Origin of the sequence: Bremerella sp. TYQ1 (assembly GCF_020150455.1) — a bacterium.
Taxonomy (GTDB): domain Bacteria; phylum Planctomycetota; class Planctomycetia; order Pirellulales; family Pirellulaceae; genus Bremerella; species Bremerella volcania_A.
Genome location: NZ_CP083740.1, coordinates 2111550 through 2130603, shown reverse-complemented (window position 1 = coordinate 2130603; position 19054 = coordinate 2111550). Strand labels below are relative to the sequence as shown.

Here is a 19054-nt window from a genome sequence, read left to right as displayed (position 1 = left end):
GATGGGGGGAGGACGTGACGATGATATCAATTGGAAGCATTATTCCAGCGGAAAACACCTCGATGTGCCTGCATGGTTCCGTAGCCGTTTGACTTCAGCCATCGCTGACCCACGGTTCACGTTAGAGCACTCTCTTCATTGGGAAGACGAGTGTGCATGGGAAACGTCTTCCCAGAGCCTGGGGCACTACGAGGATCAACGTTATGAGCGTAGGACCGATGGGAGCATCCCTTGCCAGTTCGATCGCTGCGTCGAACCTGGCACAGCGTAACTCTTCCGACGTAGCCAACAATCAGCAGGCAACGGCGAATCAGGCCCGCGTGGTAGACTCGACCGAGAAGGCCGAAAAGGCGGCCGGTGTCGGCGACCCTGAAGAAAGCGAAAAGACATCCGACCGAGACGCCGACGGTCGCCGTGCCTGGGAACGCCTGGGGCACGATTCCGACGAGCCGGAACAAGAGCTCGAAGGGGACGCCACCTACGACGCCCCGCAACAAAAAGATCCCGCGACTGTGAAGGGACGCGAGATCGATCTAAGCGGCTAAGAGCTTTCTGGCTCGTTACTTCTTCAGCTCAAAGACAAATTCATTCGGGCCTTCTTCGGTGACCGATACGGCGATGCCTTTGTCGATGCGGCCGTACTTGTCTGGCACCAAGTCGATCGAGCCTGACTCGATGTCGTCGTCATAGATCGTTACTTTGTGGTCTCCGACGATAACCCCTTGCTTCTGGCCGTTGGTCCATAGTTCGACCACTTCTCCGTCGCGGACATGGCCGTTGGAGCTGGGGCCTGATTCTACGGGGCTGAACGCGATCAATGCTTTGGGGAGCGGCTTGCCATTGAGAGTGACCTTGGCCGAGATCGGTACCGTCGGCGGCAGCTTCGGGCTGGAATCACTACAGCCGACGCCAAGAGCCAGGCCGCCGAGCAATAGCAGTAATTTTGAATTCGAGAAGATCGTTAGTGGCATGGAGATACTCGCTTTGACATGGGCAAATTGGAAAGGCTTTACGCAAGTATCTGCCGACTACAGTTGACCTGGCGTTTCACCCCCGTTGCGAGTTCCGAAGGCCTGAAAGACCGCACGATCGACCGTTTCCGGGACGAAGCGAACCGAGCCGTCGCCGAGTGTCACATTCGCACCGCCGGGGTGCAGACTGCGAGCATGCATAATCATGTTGTCGGTCCCCTGCCCGTTGCATGGAGTGCGGGGCAAATTACGGCAACTGCTAAGCCGATCGCCGACAATCGTATTTGGACCTTCGCGGGCACTAAAGCAGCCAGCGGCGCGGCGACCGAAGTAGTACGACCCACGCAGGTCCTGATTGGTCGAGTTACGCGGAGCGATGTCGGGAACGACAAGGATTTCGCCCATCATCAACGTGTTGGTCGTGCCGTCGGTGACATCGGCGAAGTCGGTCTTTGACTTGGCGTAGAACATCCCGTTGCTGTTTTGCATGTAGGGATCGGCTGTTGTCGTGAAATAGCCAGACCCGCTGCAGGCGACGTAGTTCCCCGCGAAGCCGAAGTTGCCAGACCAGACGGCAGGCTCGATGTCGGTAATTTTTGGGGCGTTGGCATCACTAGGACATGTCAGGCCATCGATCACTGTGAAACGACCAGGGGCGGTCGCGGCTCGAAGGCCTTGATCGAAGTGAGACTGCATTTGTTCGTAAAGATTGCCCTGCTCGATGAACGGCAGCAGCATTTGCATCCATGTGGGTGGTGTGTTCTGGAAGTTCAGAGGATCGGTTGCGTCGTAATTGACCAATCCAACCACGCCGGGCGGAAAATGGCTGAACGTGTCGTGATAGTTGTGCATCGCAATGCCCAACTGCTTTTGGTTGTTCGTGCACTGCATGCGTCGAGCCGCTTCGCGTGCCTGCTGAACGGCCGGCAGTAGCAAAGCAATCAACACCCCAATGATGGCAATTACAACGAGAAGCTCGACGAGCGTGAAGCCGGAGCGCGGCCCAGGACGATATGGTTTCATGGGAGGCAATGTCCTTAGACAAGCAAGAAAAGCGTAGGCAAGACGAAGAGTGGATAATCCACCTGAATGAAGTAGATTAAGGATGCCATTTCGCCGGTCTGCTTGCAATAGAAATTTGGTTTATTGAGAAAAGTTTTTCTTGTTCAAAAGGACAAGCAAAATGTACTACGAGAAGATCGCGGCCGATTTCGACGATTCCTGGCCACCACGCGAACGGGCTTAACCAGTTGGCCCTCTTCACGGTAGGATAAAGGCTTCTTTGGTCTGACTTTGCGAGAATGGCAACCTGGTAATCTGATGTCGCAATTGCGTTTTACGAAAATGCACGGAGCCGGAAACGACTACGTGTACGTCAATTTGTTTGAAGAGCAGCTCCCCACCGCACCGGAGAAGCTGGCCCCGTTGGTTTCCGATCGCCATTTCGGCATCGGTGGCGATGGGCTGATTTTGATTACTCCGTCCGAAGTGGCCGACGCTCGGATGCGAATGTTCAATGCCGACGGTTCTGAAGCTGAAATGTGCGGCAATGGACTCCGCTGTGTTGCCAAATACGTCTACGACCATGGAATCGCGAAGAAAGAAAAACTCGATCTCGAAACGGGCGCCGGGGTTCTTTCGGTTGAGTTAGAAACCGATGGCAACCTCGCCAAGCGTGTGACGGTGAATATGGGCGAGCCGATCCTCGACGCCGCGAAGATTCCGACCACCTTTGGCCAGTCGCCGGTAGTCAATCAGAAGCTGGAAGCTGGCGGACGCGAGTTTGACGTAACTTGTGTTTCGATGGGCAATCCGCACTGCGTGATCTTCGTCGACAAAGCAGACGACGATTTGGTGCTGAAGATTGGACCGCAAATTGAAAAAGCGGCTCAGTTCCCTGCCCGGGTCAATGTCGAGTTCATCGAGATCATCAGCCCGACAGAAGTTCGTCAGCGAACATGGGAACGAGGCAGCGGTGAAACGTTGGCCTGCGGTACCGGGGCGAGCGCCGTTTGTGTCGCTGGTGTGCTGACAGGAAAGCTCGAGCGTAAGATTTTGAATCACCTCTTGGGTGGCGATCTCGAACTGCACTGGAACGAAGCGGACAATCATGTCTATATGACAGGACCTGCCGAAGAAGTCTTCCAAGGCGTTTGGACCGTTCCCCAAGGCGTTCCTTTGTATTCGGAACTGGCCTAACCGTTTAGGTTCGTCGAGGCACGGAAGCCATGCGAAAAACTCATCATCCTTGGATCGCACGCACCGGTGGTATGGCCATCGTGTCATCTTTGCGAACGTTGATGAGCACCCTCGACGTTCGAGCGATGTACGTCCAAGCGGAGAATGACCCCGCCAATCCGTTTTGCCAACGGCGCGGCATCTATATCTTCTGGCATGAATACATCTCGATTCCGTTTTGCTTGCGTGGGCACTGTAACATCTCGATGCTGCTAAGCCGGCATCGCGACGCAGAATGGTTGGCCCACGCGGCCAATCTGATGGGCTTTGGAACCGTGCGTGGTTCGTCGAACTGGGGAAGCATTGCCGCGCTGAAAGAGTTGATCCGTGTTTCGCGCCGGCAGCATTTGGCCATCACCCCCGACGGCCCTCGAGGTCCACGTCGTGAGATGGCACAAGGTCCGATTTACCTCGCCTCGAAGCTACAGATGCCGATCATTCCGATGGGCTTCGGCATGGATCGACCGATCCGCTTCGGAACGTGGGACAAGTTTGCCCTGCCCCGCCCCTTCACGCGGGCCCGGATGATCATGGGGGAAGCGATTCACATTCCCAAGAAGGTCACGAAGGAAGATGTCGAGTTTCATCGCTTGGATGTGCAACGCGTGCTGAATCACTTGACGGTGGCCGCCGAGAAATGGGCCGAGTCGGGCCTGCTCGGAGAGAACGAAGTCAGCTTCTCGGCAATGGCGACACCACTAAAATCGCAGAGCGAAACATCACTTCAGACGCACTTTTGGCGACAATCGGCTCAGCGGAATTTTAAGCCGGTTATCCAGCAGGACGAAGCAGCGCAAGAAGAAGCCGAGCCAACCATCTTGCGGTTTCGCTCGGCTTCCTAGTAGTTCGTTGCTTCTCGTAGATGCGAGTTAGCGGGAAACTTTTGGCGATCCCCAAACCGACCAGCAACTTCGGTTGTCTGATTCGCCGGTGTCGGCAATCAGCTCCAGTTCTTTCACGCCGCTAATATCGATCGAGACCGTTTCCGTGTTCGAGTCCTGTATCTTCGACGAGCGGTATAGCTCTTTGCCGTCTCCTTTAACGGTGAAGATCGCAGATACGTTGCCTCGAATGCCGGTTTGTAGGCCGACCACGGCTTCGAATCGTTTCCATTTGCCATCCAAGTCGAACGTATATCGCGACGGGGCGTGGGCATAAAAACCCTTGGCATGGAACTGCCCGCCAGGCTGGAGGAAGAAGCCGCTATCGTATCGGCTGACAGGCGTGATATAAGCGTTGCGTGACGGACGGCCGTAGCCAACTTTCGCCGAAGCAGGCTCGACATCGGAAAGAAAGACTTCCGGCTCGTTGACTTCCGCAAGCTTCGCCGGCTTGCTGTTGGCTTCGTAGGTCTGAACGAATTGAAGCATCGGCGCGATCTCGGTCTGCGGATTCTCTTGCAGGTACTTCGCAGCGAACTGTCGCGCTTCGCTGGTCTGGCCAGAGAGCATCTCTTTTTCGAGCGTGGCAACCGCCATGCCATCCTTCAATGCTTGAACGTTGGGTTCTCCCTTTTCGTTCGCTGTAAACGCATAGCTGACATCGCTCGTCGCCCCGTTGGCGTGACAAAAGCTGAGTCGCAAGACGTTGTTGCCCGGCTTATGGATATCGAGAGTCGCCTCGAAAGAACCATCGGGTTTAACTTCGTTGGTCCATTGGTAGGCGTCGTAGTTATTGCCCCCTTCGGCATCGCTGTATGCAATAACGGCAAAGGGTTCGACGTTCGATTCGACTTTACCACGAATGGTGACCGCTTTGCCGTTTCCGCTGAACTGGACGTCCGAGACTTTCAACTCGGTGCGATCGAAACGCTGCTTATTGCTTTGCGTGAGAAGCGGATGGCACATCATGCGCGTCGCGCTGGCGAGCGTCATGAAGCTTCCCTTCTTGCCGACAAGTTCCGCGCGGTAGGTATAGTTGCCAGATCCCATCAGCGCGGTTCCCTTGGAACGCTCTGACGGAAGTTCACGGTTATGCGGCAAGCTCAAGCCATGTCCCAGCTCGTGGGCCATGCCACCAATGAAGACCGTGTTGAAGTCGGCCAGTGAACGGCGTTGATTGCGGTTGTGTTCGTTGTAACGAAAGACTTCATCGGTCTTTGTCAGGTTCAGCGTGTCGAGCATTTCGCAGTCGGCCGCGAAGCAGATGCCACGAACCTGATTCGCGCCGCCCAGGCCATAGTACGGCGAATAAATCTTGTAGACGCCATCTTCCTGCTTGTCGCACAACGCACACAGGATCAGCAGGAACTCTCGTTCCGGGTCGACTTTGCCACGCAGCTGTTGACCGATCTCGCGCAAGATCTTGCGGCCATAGCGTGAGTCATATCCGTAACTGTCGTGGTTTTCGGCTCCCTGGACCATGTGGATCATGACCTGATCGCCATCCATCTCGACCGGTAGCGGCGAGTTTTCCAGTCCGATTCGAGCAAATTCGGTGTCGTAGAAGTCCTTGATATCGAGGACCATTCGGTTGACACGTTCCTTGTAATTGGCCTGAGGTTCGCGGTCGGCTGGATAGAAGTAAACCACGCGAAGTTGGTGTCCTTCGTTCGGGGCGCCTTCATGAAACGCTCGGACGCGGGCCTGAAGGGTTTTCGCGAGGGTTGCTGCGTCCGCCATCGCAGGCACAGCGGCACCGAGAAGCAGCAGCAACGTTACGGCAAGCTTGGTCATGGGGAGGGATTTCCAGGAAGGTGGGAAAGTGACTGCGCACATTTGTATGTTAGCATATTGCGCGGGATATGTCGCCCTGTTGGATGGGGCGTCCCTTTCGATTTCCTGAAATCTGTTCTATCATCGAGGCCTGCTAAATGGCGGGATGAATTGAAGTTTTTTCGAGAATTTAGGATCGACATGGACGGCGAGCACGCAGAGTGGGATGGACCAGGTGAGCAGCCCCCAGTCCTGTCTGTTTCGCAGCTGACCGCATTGATCCAAGGCACCCTGGAGATGGCAATTCCTGCCGTTTGGGTCTCTGGGGAAATCTCGAACCTCTCGCAGCCACGTTCAGGGCACGTCTATCTCACGCTGAAAGATGACGATGCTCAGATCCGAGGCGTAATCTGGCGAAACACGGCCGCCAAGCTTCCGTTCGACTTGGAAGATGGCCAGGAAGTGCTTTGCCATGGGCAGATTGATGTCTATCCGCCGCGTGGCAGTTATCAACTCGTGATCCGTGAGATCGAACCGCGCGGTGTCGGAGCCCTCCAACTCAAGCTGCGGCAATTGCAGCAGAAGTTGGCTGCCGAGGGCTTATTCGAAACCGATCGCAAGCGGCAAATCCCCAAATTCCCGAAGCGAATTGCCTTTGTGACGAGCCCGACTGGGGCGGCGGTACGCGACTTTCTGGAAGTGATGAACCGCCGTTGGCGAAACGTCGAAGTATTGATCATTCCGGCTCGCGTTCAGGGGGACGGAGCGGCGGCCGAGATTGCCTCAGGCATCAAAAAAGCGAATCAATTGGCCGAGCGGCCAGATGTGTTGGTCGTCGGTCGCGGCGGCGGCAGCATGGAAGATCTATGGTGTTTCAACGAGGAAGTCGTCGTCAGGGCGATTGCCGAGTCGAAGATTCCGACCATTTCCGCCGTGGGGCACGAGATTGATGTGACGCTGTCAGACTTCGCAGCGGATGTTCGTGCATTGACCCCCAGCGAAGCGGCTGAACTTGCGGTCCCTTCTCTGCCGGAAATTCAGGAACGGCTGACCGGCTTGCAAAATCGTTTGGCGACCGGCTTGCGGTCCACCTACGATCGAGCCGCTTCCAAGCTGGAGTTGTTGTCGCGCAGCCGAGTTTTTACCCATCCGTTCGAGATGGTTCACGATCATCAGCGACGATTGGATGAATTAGATGTCGCCGCGACAAGAGCCATGCGGCGACGGCTCGATCAGGCTCAAGAGGCGTTGGCTCGAAGAGCGGCACAGCTCGAAGCAATGTCACCGCTGGCCGTTTTGTCGCGGGGATATTCGGTCACGCTAAACGACCAGCAAGAGGTCGTTCGCGATCCGGCCCAACTGAATTCAGGGGACGAGATCGAAACCATTTTGGAAAAAGGACGTATTAAAAGCCGCGTCGAGTGAGCTTTGACGAAGAGGAATCCCAAGTTGGCGAAAAAGAAAACAAGTGAAGAAAAGCAGCCTCCCAAGTTCGAGGAAGGCCTGGAAGAGCTTCAGCAAATTGTCCAGCAACTGGAAACAGGGCAATTGGGGCTCGATGCGGCCTTGGAAAAGTACCAACGCGGGATCGAGGTCCTCAAGCAGTGCCATGGGGTGCTGAAAACGACCGAACGCAAGATCGAACTGCTTTCGGGCGTCGATGCCGAAGGAAATCCGGTGACTCAGCCGTTCGAGGACGAAGAGATGTCGCTCGACGAGAAGGCCCAATCCAGGGCCAAACGGCGGGGTTCTACCAAGAAATCGAGTCCGAAATCAGACCCGGATATCGTGGACGACGATCGCAAGTTGTTCTAAAATCGGACGTTGCAGCGGGATGCGGCTTGGAGGCCGCCATGATTCATGCCGCTTTCCCCTTAGATTCCCCCACGACGACCCAGGATTGAGCATGGCCGAAGTGTCGACTGAGACCTTTCGGGAAGTTTCCGAGCGATTACGACCCGAGATCGACGCTGCATTGACCCGACTAACGGAGTTCGATCAAGACTGCCCTGACCGACTGCGCGAAGCGATTCGTTACAGTCTTTTGGCGCCCGGCAAGCGTCTGCGGCCGGTGCTTGCGTTGCTCGCCGCCGAGGCATGCGGTTCGGATTGGAAGAAGGCGATCGCTCCGGCATGTGCCGTCGAGATGGTCCATGCCTATTCGTTGATCCATGACGATCTTCCGGCGATGGATGACGACGATCTTCGTCGTGGACGCCCGACTTGTCACCGCAAGTTCGACGAAGCGACCGCTATTTTGGCCGGAGATGCCCTGCTGACGCGTGCGTTTGAGATTTTGGCAACTGAAATCGTCGATGCTGAGCAATCTCGGCGTTGCCTTCGCGAATTAACCCATGCGGCAGGCGCCAGTCAACTTGTCGGTGGACAAGTCGACGATCTTCGCTTCGAGAAGCTGGATGGCACCGCTGAAGATTTGGCTGCTATTCACCGCCGAAAAACGGGAGCGATGATCACCGTTTCACTTCGCCTGGGGGGTATCGCCTCAGGTGCGGATGAATCGCTGCTTGGCTTGCTGACGAAGTATGGCGATTGCCTTGGGCTGGCGTTCCAGATTACCGACGATCTGTTGGACGTTCAGGGAGACGAGAAGTCGATGGGCAAACGCGTCGGGAAAGACGCCGACAAAGGCAAAATGACATTCCCTGGCGTATGGGGGATTGAAGAAAGCCGGCGCAAGGCGGAACAATTAATTCATCAGGCGTGTGAAGCCGCTACGAAACTGCCCAGTGGAGGCGACTCCCTCATTTCTCTGGCTCACTACGTGCTGGAAAGGAATCACTGATCGCCATGGCGGAACTACTCCCCAAAATCAAATCGCCGGAAGACCTGCAAGGTTTCAGCACTGCCCAGCTTAATCAGTTGGCGGACGAGATCCGGGAAGTGCTATGCAATTTGGTGGCGACACGAACGGCCCACTTCGCCTCCAACTTAGGCGTGGTCGAGCTTTGCATCGCGCTGCATCGCACGTTCGACTTCAAGAAGGATCGCCTGATCTGGGATACCGGACACCAAGTTTATCCGCACAAACTTGTCACCGGGCGATACGATCAGTTCAACACCATGCGAACCAAGGGAGGCCTGATGGGCTATCCTAATCCGCATGAGAGCGAATACGACTTGTTCATGACGGGGCATGCCGGCGCGAGTGTCTCGACGGTGATGGGGCTCGCCAGTGGCGACTTCCTGAACAACGATGACGACCGTCACTCGGTCGCGGTGATTGGCGACGGCGCGTTCCCCAGCGGGATGGTCTTTGAAGCCCTGAACAACGCCAAGACGCTCAAAGGCAATCTGATCATCATCTTGAACGACAATAAGATGTCGATCTGTCCGCGCGTGGGTGGCATGGCCGATTACTTCGACCGCCTCCGAATGAATCCGTTTTATACCGGGTTCAAAACCGAAGTGGTCAAAGCGCTGAACATGGTGCCGGTCTTTGGCGATCCGACCGAACGCTTCCTCGCTCAATTGAAAGAAGGCGTCAAAGCAGGCCTGCATGGTGGGATGCTGTTTGAAGAGCTCGGCATTAACTACATCGGCCCGATCGATGGTCACAACATTCCGCTGCTGCGGAAATACTTGGAGATGGTGAAGAGCCAGAAGGGCCCAACGCTGTTGCACGTGGTGACCGAAAAAGGACATGGCTACGATCCCGCCGCGGAAGATCCCGTCTACTACCACACCCCGCCGGCGATCTGCAAAAACGACGACGCGACCGAAGCACCGAAGCCAAGTGGTGGGGCGAAAGCGTTCACCAATTACGCTCGCGATGCCATCGCCGAGGTGATGCGAAAGAACGAAAAAGTCACCGTCATGACCGCGGCCATGTGCCAAGGCACCAAGATGGAGCCGCTGCGAGAAGAGTTCGGCGACCGCTTCTTTGATACCGGTATCTGCGAGTCGCATACGGTCGCGTTTGCGGCCGGTCAGGCCAAAGCAGGCCTCCGCCCGATCGTCAACATTTACAGCACGTTCCTGCAGCGCAGCTTCGATCAGGTCTTCCAGGAAGTCGCCCTGCAAGACTTGCCGGTCGTGTTCACGATGGACCGGGCAGGTATCACCGCCGCCGATGGTCCGACCCATCACGGGATGTACGACATCGGTTACATGCGAATGTTCCCGAACATGATCGTCATGGCCCCCGGCGATGCGGATGAATTAACCGAGATGATGAATTTCGCGGTGACCGCCGATCACCCGACGGCGATTCGTTATCCGAAGACCAACGCCGATAACATCCACCGAGATCGTACTCCGCTGGAGCTTGGCAAAGCGGAAGTCCTCAAGCGAGGTAGCGACGGCGCAATCATCTGCTACGGAGCCCAGCTTCCCGAAGCGAAAAAAGCGGCCGAATTGCTGGCCAAAGATGGTATCGATGTAACCGTTGTGAATGCCCGATTCGTGAAGCCTCTCGATACAGAAACGATGTTACCGATCGTGAACGACGCACCGTTTGTGGTGACTGTCGAGGAAGGGGCGTTGATGACCGGTTTCGGCAGTGCCCTGCTCGAAGCGGCAAATGAAGCCGGAATTAATGCCAGTCACGTAAAACGCCTTGGAATTCCCGATCTCTTTGTGCAACATGGAGATAGAGCGGAAATCCTGGCCGAGCTGCAACTCGACGCCCTGGGCATCGCGACTGTCTGCCGAGAGCTCTCCGCGGCACACGATCAGGTTTCTTCTCAGCATTAACGTCCCCGCCGGTTTCCTTGCCCTCTGCGGGCCGAGGACTTAGGTTAGGAGCAAAGCGTCGACGCGATTTCTACAAAGGCCTTGTAGAAGCATCCCTGTACGTTTGCTCCGACCCTGACGCCGAACACCAGAAACCCTCACCCTAACCCTCTCCCTTCAAGGGCGAGGGGACGCCAACGATGACCACCGTCGATCCTGCTTCGCCGAAGAAACCGCTTTGGGCTGGGAAAGAAAAGCCGCGTGTCATGCTGCTGGGGGCTGGCAATCGTCCGCACGTGGAAGAAGAAGCGGAACGTCTCAAACATATCTTGCCGCAGTATGCCGAAATTGTGCATACCGACTTAGAGTGGGAATCAGATCTCTCAAAGGTCGAAGCCGACTTTGCGATTGTCTTGGGGGGCGATGGATCGATTCTCGGCGCGGCACGCAGCATGGGATACAACCAAACGCCGATTATCGGCGTGAATATGGGCAAGCTCGGCTTTCTGGCGGCTTTCACGCCTGAGCATGTTGTCGATCAGTTGGCTTCGCTTTGTAGTGGCGAATGTCAGATCATCGAGCATATGATGCTGCGATGTCGGGTCTTTAAGGATGGCGAAGTGATTGCCGAGCGGATCGGGCTCAACGAAATGGCAATTCTCGGCGGTCCACCCTTCCAAATCCGCACGATTGATCTTTACGTAGATGATCAATTGGCGACATCATATAGCTGCGACGGCTTAATCATCAGTACGCCGGTCGGATCGACGGCTCATAACTTGTCGGCAGGTGGTCCCATTGTCCGGGCCGATTTGCGGGCATTCATCCTCAGCCCGATCAATCCGCATACGCTGACGATGCGAAGCGTTGTCGATACCGGCGATCGCTGTTTCGAGATGCACCTGCGTGGTGCCGACCGAAAGATGTCGGTCGTGGTCGATGGCCGCGTGCTGAGCCCGATCACCAGCGAACATCGCGTTCGCGTCGATCAAGCCGAACCCAGATTCAAGCTCGTCGCGACCCACGATTACAACTATTACCGCACCCTCCGCGAAAAGCTAGGCTGGGGCGGTCAAATCGATCACGGACGATAGGTCCGACTAGACACTCGACCCCCGAATGACCCAAGTGCAAGGATGCCAATCATGAAGACGCTCGCGACTCTCGCGCTGCTGGCCGCTACCGCAACGGTGGCGATGGCCGAAGATGCTAAGATCAAACTTGAATACAAATTCGCCGATGGCGACGTGATTCGCTCGAAGGTGGTCCACCTGTCGACCGTCGAAACGAAGATCAAAGGCTCGACGCAGACCGCTCAGTCTCGCAGCATCTCGACGAAGAACTGGAAAGTCGAAGGAGTCAACGCCGACGGCGAAGCGACGTTCATCCACTCGGTCGAAAACATCGACATGTGGCAGAAGGTTACCGATCGGCCCGAGCAGCGATACAACAGTGCTACCGATCAGATCCCACCGGCTATCTATTCGGAAGCGGCCAAGAGCGTCGGGATTCCGCTGGCCAAAATCACCGTCGACGCCCAAGGTCGATTGGTCAAACGCGAGCAGTTGGGCGGCGCACCGAGTGGCGAATCGCAGATCTTGCCGATTCTGCCTGCCGAACCAATTGCCGTGGGTGCCGCATGGTACTCGCCTGACGACATCACCGTTCGATCAGGTAACGGCAAACAAAAGCACATCAAGACGCGTCAGGTCTTTCGTCTGCAAAGCGTCAGTGGTGGAATCGCTACAATCACCACCGAAACGCAAATCTTGACGCCAATCGACGACCCGATGTTGAAGGTCGAACTGATTCAGAAGCTGACCAAGGGGACGGTCAAGTTCGACGTCGAAGCAGGTCAACTTGTTTCTCAGCAGTTGGATCTCGATGAAACGATTATTGGTTTCCAGGGTGAAACAAGCGTGATGAATTACCTCGGCCGCATGACCGAAGAGTTGATTCAAGAGAAGCAGCCGGCCAAAGTCGCGTCGGTGCCTGCGAAGCCCAAGAAGATGGAAGAGGCTCCAACTCCGGCCGATCCTGCAACAAAGCCAGAAGAAGAGGAAGCCACCAAGAGCCCCACGGAAACGGAAACCGTTTCAGACGAAGACACCAAGCCAGCGGCCAAGTTGGCGGAAGTACCAACGCTGGCCGACCCTTCGACGAAGCCAGAAGACAAACCGGCTGAGAAGAAGTAGCTTACGTCCTGCGGCATAGCAGGGCTCGATTGCCGTCCACGGTGGGAGTGAAAACGATCGTTCCCTCCCCTGCTCCACGCGGCTTCAACTGTTTACGCATGGCCTCGAGTTTCAGCTCGAGGCCTCTTTGTTTGAGCTCCAGCGTTCCCCAGTTCGCTTCGGCGACGGCTCGCTTCAATCGTTTTGTGTCGATCTTCTCGTCGCTCAAAACCTCAAATCGCTGAAGCAATGGGTGGTCTATTGCCCGGTCACTTGTCAGATAATGCGATTGTGGAGACACGCGGCAAAGCTCCAGTTCTTCCGCCAACGCGTCCACGAGGCCAGAAGCCCCCAGTGTCGGATCAGGGTCGAAAAGAAATTTCTGCACGGAGCCAACGGAGGCGTTAATGTCAGGCCTGCCGACAAAGCTATGGGCTTCGCCTGTGGAATCAATCTTCGTGGCACGACGCTGGCCTGGTGAATGGGCCAAGTCACCGAACCATACCATCAGCTGTTTGCATTCACGATGATGCGAGATCCATTCGCACTCACCTTCCTGCTCCCACGCTTCCGGAAGAGAACTTGCAGGGGCCAGCTTCATCGCCGCATTGCGGTTGCGCCGCAGCATGGCTTCCAAGTGCTGTAAGCTGGGGCTGAAACTGTCTAAGCGAATTGTACGGCGATTATCGTGCCGTCGATCTGGATCGATATGCCATGCCGCGAAGTCTTCGAGCTGTGTCTCTTCGGCCAATCCGCACTGAGTATCGTTAAGCTTTGCCCCGTGAGCATAAACGTTTGCCTCGGCGTAACAGAGATGTTCCGCCGAGGCATCCACCGCGGTGGCAGGACCTCGCTGAGCAAGTGCGATCAAGTCGCCACCGATACCACAACAAAGGTCGGCCAGCGGTTGACGTTCTGGAAAGCGAGACGACTTGTAGGCCGCAATCTCTTGGTCCGTCGATTGCTGGAGGCCGATCTCGGTGAAAAACATATCCGCCGCTGCTTTGAACTTTCGTTGTCCCCGCTGGCGCTGTTCTCGTTGATTGAGAAGCGCCTTGGTGCGTGCGGGATCCAATTCGTTGCGTAGTTTTGTCAGCGTACTGATTGCGGCGGTATCAACCGTATCGAGCCACGCAAACCATGTTTGGGCTTCCGGCGAGACAATCCACTGGGCAATGGCAAGTGGTTCCGATTGGTCAGGTTGTTCCATTTCTTCGATCTGCGAAAAGCATGGCAAACGCTCGGGTCCTAGCACGTGCTGGCATGTCTTTCACGCGGCGGCCGGGCTTGGTTCGATGATGTTGATGGATGAATCATTAAGGTAAGGAGTCCATCGTGTTTCGTCGAACGGTCATGTTCTGGGTAGCCGCAGCCGCCAGCTTTGGCGTGCCTTATAGCTATTACGATCCTTCCGTGCGCGAAACGGCCAATTCCTATTGGAACAAAGCAACCGATCTCTGGCCATCGGGTGAAGCAGCTCCTGCCGCATCGATTGATGGAGAAGGAAAGCCGCAAACGGCGAATTCTGGTCTTTCGGCACCGACAAACGTGGCTGCGAAGGGAAACAGCGGACCAACTTCTGCACCAGTCTTTCAGCAACTGGATCATGTGATTAACTTCCATGCCAATCCTCGCTGGGTCATGGATACCTGGCCGCGCGTCAGTACCACGTTGTCGGATACTCAATTGGAAGGGATGCGTGTCCCGTTGGTCAGTGGCTCGCGAATCGATGACATTGCCGGTTCATTGACGTATTATTTTGACAAAGACAAAGTACTGCAGCGGATCACATTTCACGGCAGCACCGGCGACGAACGCCGACTGGTGGCAATGCTGACGCAGCATTATAAGTTCGAGTCAGAACCAACGGTCGCTGGATCGCTTTACATGGTGAAGTGGAACGGCGACCCCGTGAGTGTGCTGCGAGTTGAGCCTGCTCCGGTCATCAATCAAAATCTGCCACACGCTCGGCTGAAGATCGATCTCGAGATCAATCGCCCCTCGCGCTACTACTCGCTGAGCCCCGAAATGGCTCAATTGGTCGAGCGAGACAAACACGCCGGCCGCTGGGGCTTCAAGTAAGTTTCTAAGGTCGCTTGCGAGCCATGTCGTTCTCTTCGTAGGCATGCACTTAGATCGCCTTCAATAAGCGAGCGACCGCAAGAATGGTCGCCTGAAGCGGCAAATAAAAGAATCTACCGGCTGGAACGCAATTCGGCTTCGGCCAACTCTATGGCCTCTTTGGCCTTCAACGATCGATCTGCGATCTGAACCACGCAGTCTTCCGACAGCCACTTGTTGACCTTCTTCTCAGCCGAGATGACGGTGCTATGGCTGCGTCGTTGGAAATGCAGGCAAATGTCTGAAAGAGCAGCCCCGGTATGCTTACGAGCCAACCACATGGCCAACATTCGAGGATTACTGGCACGACGCGATTTGGATTGCGACCGAAGCAATTTCGTGTCGACGCCAAACACGCGACAGACCGCGTTTTCGACATCATCCAAACGCATCATGCTGCTGCGCTGAGGGATCAAATCCGAAAGCAGGTTTTCGAGCACAGCAATCGAAAGTTCGTTGCCCTCGACGGCACAGTAAGCCCACAAGCGGTTGATTGCACCGGAAACGAGACGTCCTTCTCCTGGCAACTGACGCATCAGCCAATGGATTAGTGACTCGTTGAGTACGACACCACGCTTCTCGGCGAGGCGTTCGATCATGGCTTGCTTGCAAGTTTCGTCCAGAGGATCGACTTTGCAGATCAGACCGCTGGAGAAGCGTGCGACAAGCTCAGTACCGAGGGCTGAAAGTTCCGTCGGACGTTGGCTGCCTGCGAGGACGACCTGGCCACCGCGACGCGTGATCGCATCGAGCGTGTGGAGTAGTTCGGTTTTCGTGGCGCGTTTGCCCGCGAAGAACTGTACGTCGTCGATAATCAGCACACCGACATCACGATACTTTCGGCGGAAACTGGCCACCCCGGAAGACTGTAACGCTTCCAGGAAATAGGTCGTGAATTGCTCGGCCGATAGATAGACGACGCGCCCGAGCTCTTTTTTCTGCTGGGCAAGTCCATAGATACCTTCCAACAGGTGCGTTTTACCACTGCCGGAGGGACCATGGATATAAAGCGGTGAGATCTGTCCCGGCTGCTGCAGCACCATCGTGGCGGCAGTCTTTGCCATCGAATTGCAATCGCTGACGACAAAGTCTTTCAGCGAGGAAAAACGACGCCGCTGAATGATCGTCGAACTACTGGACGACGCATTGGAGCGAGCCGGTTTTGCTGGAGTGGGAGGAGGTGTCATCTTCTTTTCCGCGGCCTTGGTCGAAGCGGACGCCGCTTTAGGTGCGGATGCCGAACCTTCGCGGTAGATGACTTGATGTCCCGAGAGTTGCACGTCGGAAAGAGCCTGGCGAACTGCCTCGTGGAAGTTCTTACGGAGGAAGTCGAGATTCACTCGGCTCGTTGATTCGATCAACAGACACCCTTCGCTCAAGCGAAATTGAGTGTTGTTGGTACCGAACCAAAGATCGAAGCGATCTTGTCCTACCCTTTCGATCATTGCAAGACGCAATGCGGGCAGAATTTCGATGTCTTCCGTGACCACAGGCTGACTCTTTCAGCGAGTTGAATTCGCGATTTCCACTCCGAAAATCGTCCTTCAACCCCAGACGGGAGAGAGGCAAAAACAGGCGGCATCAACAGCCGCGTGGAGGATGATTGTAGGCACGCTAGCACTCCTGTCAAACCTCTCCGATGGACCGTGGTAGAAAAAAAGCGAAGGGGGAAATGGCCACCTGCGGAATGCCCGCGATTTCCCGGAGAATTGCGACGAGTAGCGGCTTTCCATTTTCTAACACGATCTGAACATGCCCGTGGATAATTTGTCGAATCCTGGCAATTCCGATTCAAGCTGCGAGCAATCTCGTGTCGTATCGCCTTGAAAAATAGCAGTTTACGAACATTTTTGCGTCGAGAATACCGTCTGACACGGTTGGTCACGCTTCGTGAAGAAAATAGGAAGAGCCGGTAAACCGGATGTCGAAACCGTTTTACGCAACGGCGATCGAGCTCGATTTTAAGGGCAGCAGAAACAACTCTTTCGCTTCCGCCTGCTGGAAACCGAAGCGGCGGTAGAGTGCCACCGCTGGGGAGTTCCGCTGATCGACCCCTGTAAGGATCGATTCGCAGCCAAGGAACGCCGCCACATTGATTGTGAACCGTAAGATCTCTGCCCCTAATCCCAAGCGGCGATACTTCGGCAGCAAACCAAAATAGATGAGTTCCACCTGATTGGTGACTTCGTGATGCGCCAGGATAACCATCCCCAGTGTTTCTTCGTCGGAATGGATTGTGTACCAGTTCTGCGTCGACTGGCTACTTGTCGCGTAGTAGCCATCTAAAACGTCGGAAGTTTGTCGAATACTGTCCAGTTCCGGGCAGTCGAGGCTATCTTGATACGTCGCGGTAACTAAGTCGCGGAACGCTTCAGCGCGATAGTCCTCGCAGCGAACGAAGCGAAGTTCTGGTCGAGGAGCCTCGGCGCTGATTTCGTCGATGTTCGCCTGCAGGTGACTAAGTTGAGTGATAGATCGAAATCCACTTTGGGCAAGTAAATTGCCAGCGGCCGGGTTTTCGAGACCGACAAGGCTTTGAATCAAGTGACTGCCGGCCTGACGAGCAAACTGAACGGATCGTTCCACCAATGCTTGCGCGGTGGTGTCTGGTTCGTTTGGCAAAAGTCCCGGTCCCCAGACTGTCGCAATCCGTCCCGGCTGCTGTAAACACCACAGTGCTGCGACGACGCGATTGCCTCTTGTGGCGGTTAAGAGTCCTTCGAAGCTGACGCGGCCCTGCTTTTCGGCGGCTAAAAGCGCGGTGACCCGGCCTCGGTTCGCATGCCGAGTGCGTCCACCGGTAGCTAGCCACAACGCAGCACCATAATGGCTAGGCGAAGCGGTGCCGATCTCAAGATTGTCGAGGTGCTCTGATTCCATACGTTCTAGCCTACCAACGCAGTAGATTTGTGTCTTTACGGATTTTGCCGACGTTGACTGCTGGAATTGCTTTTCTTCTTGCAGCGAATGCGGGACAATAGACCATGCAAGGCAACCTGCTTGGGGTACTGTCCCCTGAGTGTAATCAGAGAAGGAGGATCGGATGCAGTCACGAACACGATATGGAATCGCCCTGGTTCTGGGAGGAGTTCTGCTGCTCTCTCCCCAAGCAGCCATGGCACAAGGGGCATTGGAACGACTAGGAAACCTGCTAGATCAGGTTCAAGAAAACCGACCTGACCGTCCCAATCGCCCTCCTCCAACAGACACGATTGAACGTCCTTATCTAGGGGCGATGCTCGATTCGGCCGTGGCGGATGCTGATCCACAGCAAAACCAAGGACTTCTCGTCACCAACGTCAATCCAGGGGGACCTGCCGCGCAAGCAGGGCTGCAGCAAGGTGACCGCATCATGTCGATCGATGGCAAGATGTTCGGCTCGCTCGACGAACTTGCCGCTTGGATGGACGAAAAGAAGCCTGGCGATCGAATCGTCGTGAAAGCGATTCGAGACAACAGCAAGACTGTGGGAATGACGCTGGTGCTCGGTAGCCAAGAGGTTGAAGTGCCTGTACGACCAACTCGCCCTGATCGTCCGGTTCCGTACGATCCGTTAGGCGTGGAAGAAGAAATGCCTCTGCCTGCCGACCCGCTTCCACCGCCGGTTGATAACGCGCCGCGCGTTCTGGGAGTGCGCGTGGTACCGTTGACCGATCAAATTCGTGCTCAGACAGGCGTATCGGTACGCCGCGGCGCTTATGTCGAAAGCGTTAGCCGCGGAAGTGTCGCTGACCGAGCCAACATTCCTGTAGGTGCTGTGATTGTTTCATACGATGGCCGCCGCGTGGATGATGCTGTGGGATTGATCCAGATGGTCCGCTCTTCCCCGGCTGATCGGACGATTCCCGTAAATTACTATTACGGCAATCGAATGGAATCGACCCAACTCTATTATGGCAACCCACGCGACTTGCCACCGCCGAACGACCGAGATCTCGGCCCCGGTACTCCAGGAGCCAACGGTGATCGCCCTGCTCTGCGAATGTTGCAGAACGCATTGGAGGCGGTCGAAGGTGGTGAGATGCCGGCCGGAATGGTTTCGCAGGAACAAGTCGATTCGCTCAGCCGACGCGTACGCGACTTGGAACAAGAGGTCCGCGAACTCCGCGAAGAGCTCCGCGCAATGCGGAATGGCCGCGATCTTTAAATCGCCGCTCGCAACCATCTACAAAGGGCTTCCCACGGGAGGCCCTTTTTCATGCGC

The 19054-nt window shown here is 55.7% G+C and carries 17 protein-coding genes; 11 read left to right on the top strand and 6 right to left on the bottom strand.

The features are described from left to right. Positions 1-203: 203 nt before the first annotated feature. Positions 204-545 (top strand): hypothetical protein, encoded by a 342-nt coding sequence (locus tag LA756_RS08075; RefSeq protein ID WP_224439362.1) that lies wholly within the window; start codon positions 204-206, stop codon positions 543-545. A 15-nt stretch (positions 546-560) separates the two neighbouring features. On the opposite strand, the gene LA756_RS08070 is transcribed toward LA756_RS08075, so the two are convergent. Next, a complete protein-coding gene (locus tag LA756_RS08070; protein ID WP_224439361.1) occupies positions 561-971 on the bottom strand; it encodes a hypothetical protein in 411 nt (136 codons plus the stop codon). 57 nt (positions 972-1028) lie between these two features. Continuing rightward, on the bottom strand, positions 1029-1994 hold the full coding sequence (locus LA756_RS08065; protein WP_224439360.1) for a DUF1559 domain-containing protein: 966 nt from the start codon (positions 1992-1994) through the stop codon (positions 1029-1031). Positions 1995-2291: 297 nt separating this feature from the next. Here LA756_RS08065 and dapF point away from each other — a divergent pair, with 297 nt between their 5' ends. After that, positions 2292-3170 (top strand): diaminopimelate epimerase, encoded by an 879-nt coding sequence (dapF, locus tag LA756_RS08060; protein WP_224439359.1) that lies wholly within the window; start codon positions 2292-2294, stop codon positions 3168-3170. 29 nt (positions 3171-3199) lie between these two features. Continuing rightward, the gene (locus LA756_RS08055) at positions 3200-4051 is read left to right on the top strand and encodes a lysophospholipid acyltransferase family protein (RefSeq protein WP_224439358.1); all 852 of its coding nucleotides are present in this window, start codon (positions 3200-3202) and stop codon (positions 4049-4051) included. Between the two features lie 27 nt (positions 4052-4078). Here LA756_RS08055 and LA756_RS08050 read toward each other — a convergent pair whose 3' ends face one another. After that, a complete protein-coding gene (locus LA756_RS08050; RefSeq protein WP_224439357.1) occupies positions 4079-5884 on the bottom strand; it encodes an NPCBM/NEW2 domain-containing protein in 1806 nt (601 codons plus the stop codon). A gap of 180 nt (positions 5885-6064) precedes the next feature. Here LA756_RS08050 and xseA point away from each other — a divergent pair, with 180 nt between their 5' ends. From xseA to LA756_RS08020, 6 genes are all read left to right on the top strand, one after another. Continuing rightward, positions 6065-7288 (top strand): exodeoxyribonuclease VII large subunit, encoded by a 1224-nt coding sequence (xseA, locus tag LA756_RS08045; protein WP_224439356.1) that lies wholly within the window; start codon positions 6065-6067, stop codon positions 7286-7288. 24 nt (positions 7289-7312) lie between these two features. Next, entirely contained in the window at positions 7313-7678 is a 366-nt protein-coding gene (gene xseB / locus LA756_RS08040; protein WP_224439355.1) for an exodeoxyribonuclease VII small subunit, read from the top strand. A gap of 91 nt (positions 7679-7769) precedes the next feature. After that, positions 7770-8666, top strand: coding sequence for a polyprenyl synthetase family protein (locus LA756_RS08035; protein ID WP_224439354.1), 897 nt, complete (start codon positions 7770-7772; stop codon positions 8664-8666). Positions 8667-8671: 5 nt separating this feature from the next. Then, a complete protein-coding gene (gene dxs / locus LA756_RS08030) occupies positions 8672-10576 on the top strand; it encodes a 1-deoxy-D-xylulose-5-phosphate synthase (protein ID WP_224439353.1) in 1905 nt (634 codons plus the stop codon). Between the two features lie 179 nt (positions 10577-10755). Next, positions 10756-11649 (top strand): NAD(+)/NADH kinase, encoded by an 894-nt coding sequence (locus LA756_RS08025; protein WP_224439352.1) that lies wholly within the window; start codon positions 10756-10758, stop codon positions 11647-11649. 51 nt (positions 11650-11700) lie between these two features. After that, the gene (locus tag LA756_RS08020) at positions 11701-12750 is read left to right on the top strand and encodes a hypothetical protein (RefSeq protein WP_224439351.1); all 1050 of its coding nucleotides are present in this window, start codon (positions 11701-11703) and stop codon (positions 12748-12750) included. A 1-nt stretch (position 12751) separates the two neighbouring features. Here the strand turns inward: LA756_RS08020 and LA756_RS08015 are convergent, their stop codons facing one another. Beyond that, positions 12752-13939 (bottom strand): class I SAM-dependent methyltransferase, encoded by a 1188-nt coding sequence (locus LA756_RS08015; protein WP_224439350.1) that lies wholly within the window; start codon positions 13937-13939, stop codon positions 12752-12754. A gap of 125 nt (positions 13940-14064) precedes the next feature. On the opposite strand from LA756_RS08015, the gene LA756_RS08010 reads away from it, so the two are divergent. Then, entirely contained in the window at positions 14065-14811 is a 747-nt protein-coding gene (locus tag LA756_RS08010) for a DUF6690 family protein (protein ID WP_224439349.1), read from the top strand. 113 nt (positions 14812-14924) lie between these two features. Here the strand turns inward: LA756_RS08010 and LA756_RS08005 are convergent, their stop codons facing one another. Together LA756_RS08005 and LA756_RS08000 are read right to left on the bottom strand one after the other, a co-directional pair. Then, entirely contained in the window at positions 14925-16340 is a 1416-nt protein-coding gene (locus LA756_RS08005; RefSeq protein ID WP_224439348.1) for a DnaA/Hda family protein, read from the bottom strand. A gap of 445 nt (positions 16341-16785) precedes the next feature. Further along, positions 16786-17730 (bottom strand): N-acetyltransferase, encoded by a 945-nt coding sequence (locus LA756_RS08000; protein WP_224439347.1) that lies wholly within the window; start codon positions 17728-17730, stop codon positions 16786-16788. A 163-nt stretch (positions 17731-17893) separates the two neighbouring features. Here LA756_RS08000 and LA756_RS07995 point away from each other — a divergent pair, with 163 nt between their 5' ends. Further along, on the top strand, positions 17894-18997 hold the full coding sequence (locus tag LA756_RS07995; RefSeq protein ID WP_224439346.1) for a PDZ domain-containing protein: 1104 nt from the start codon (positions 17894-17896) through the stop codon (positions 18995-18997). Positions 18998-19054: the final 57 nt, after the last annotated feature.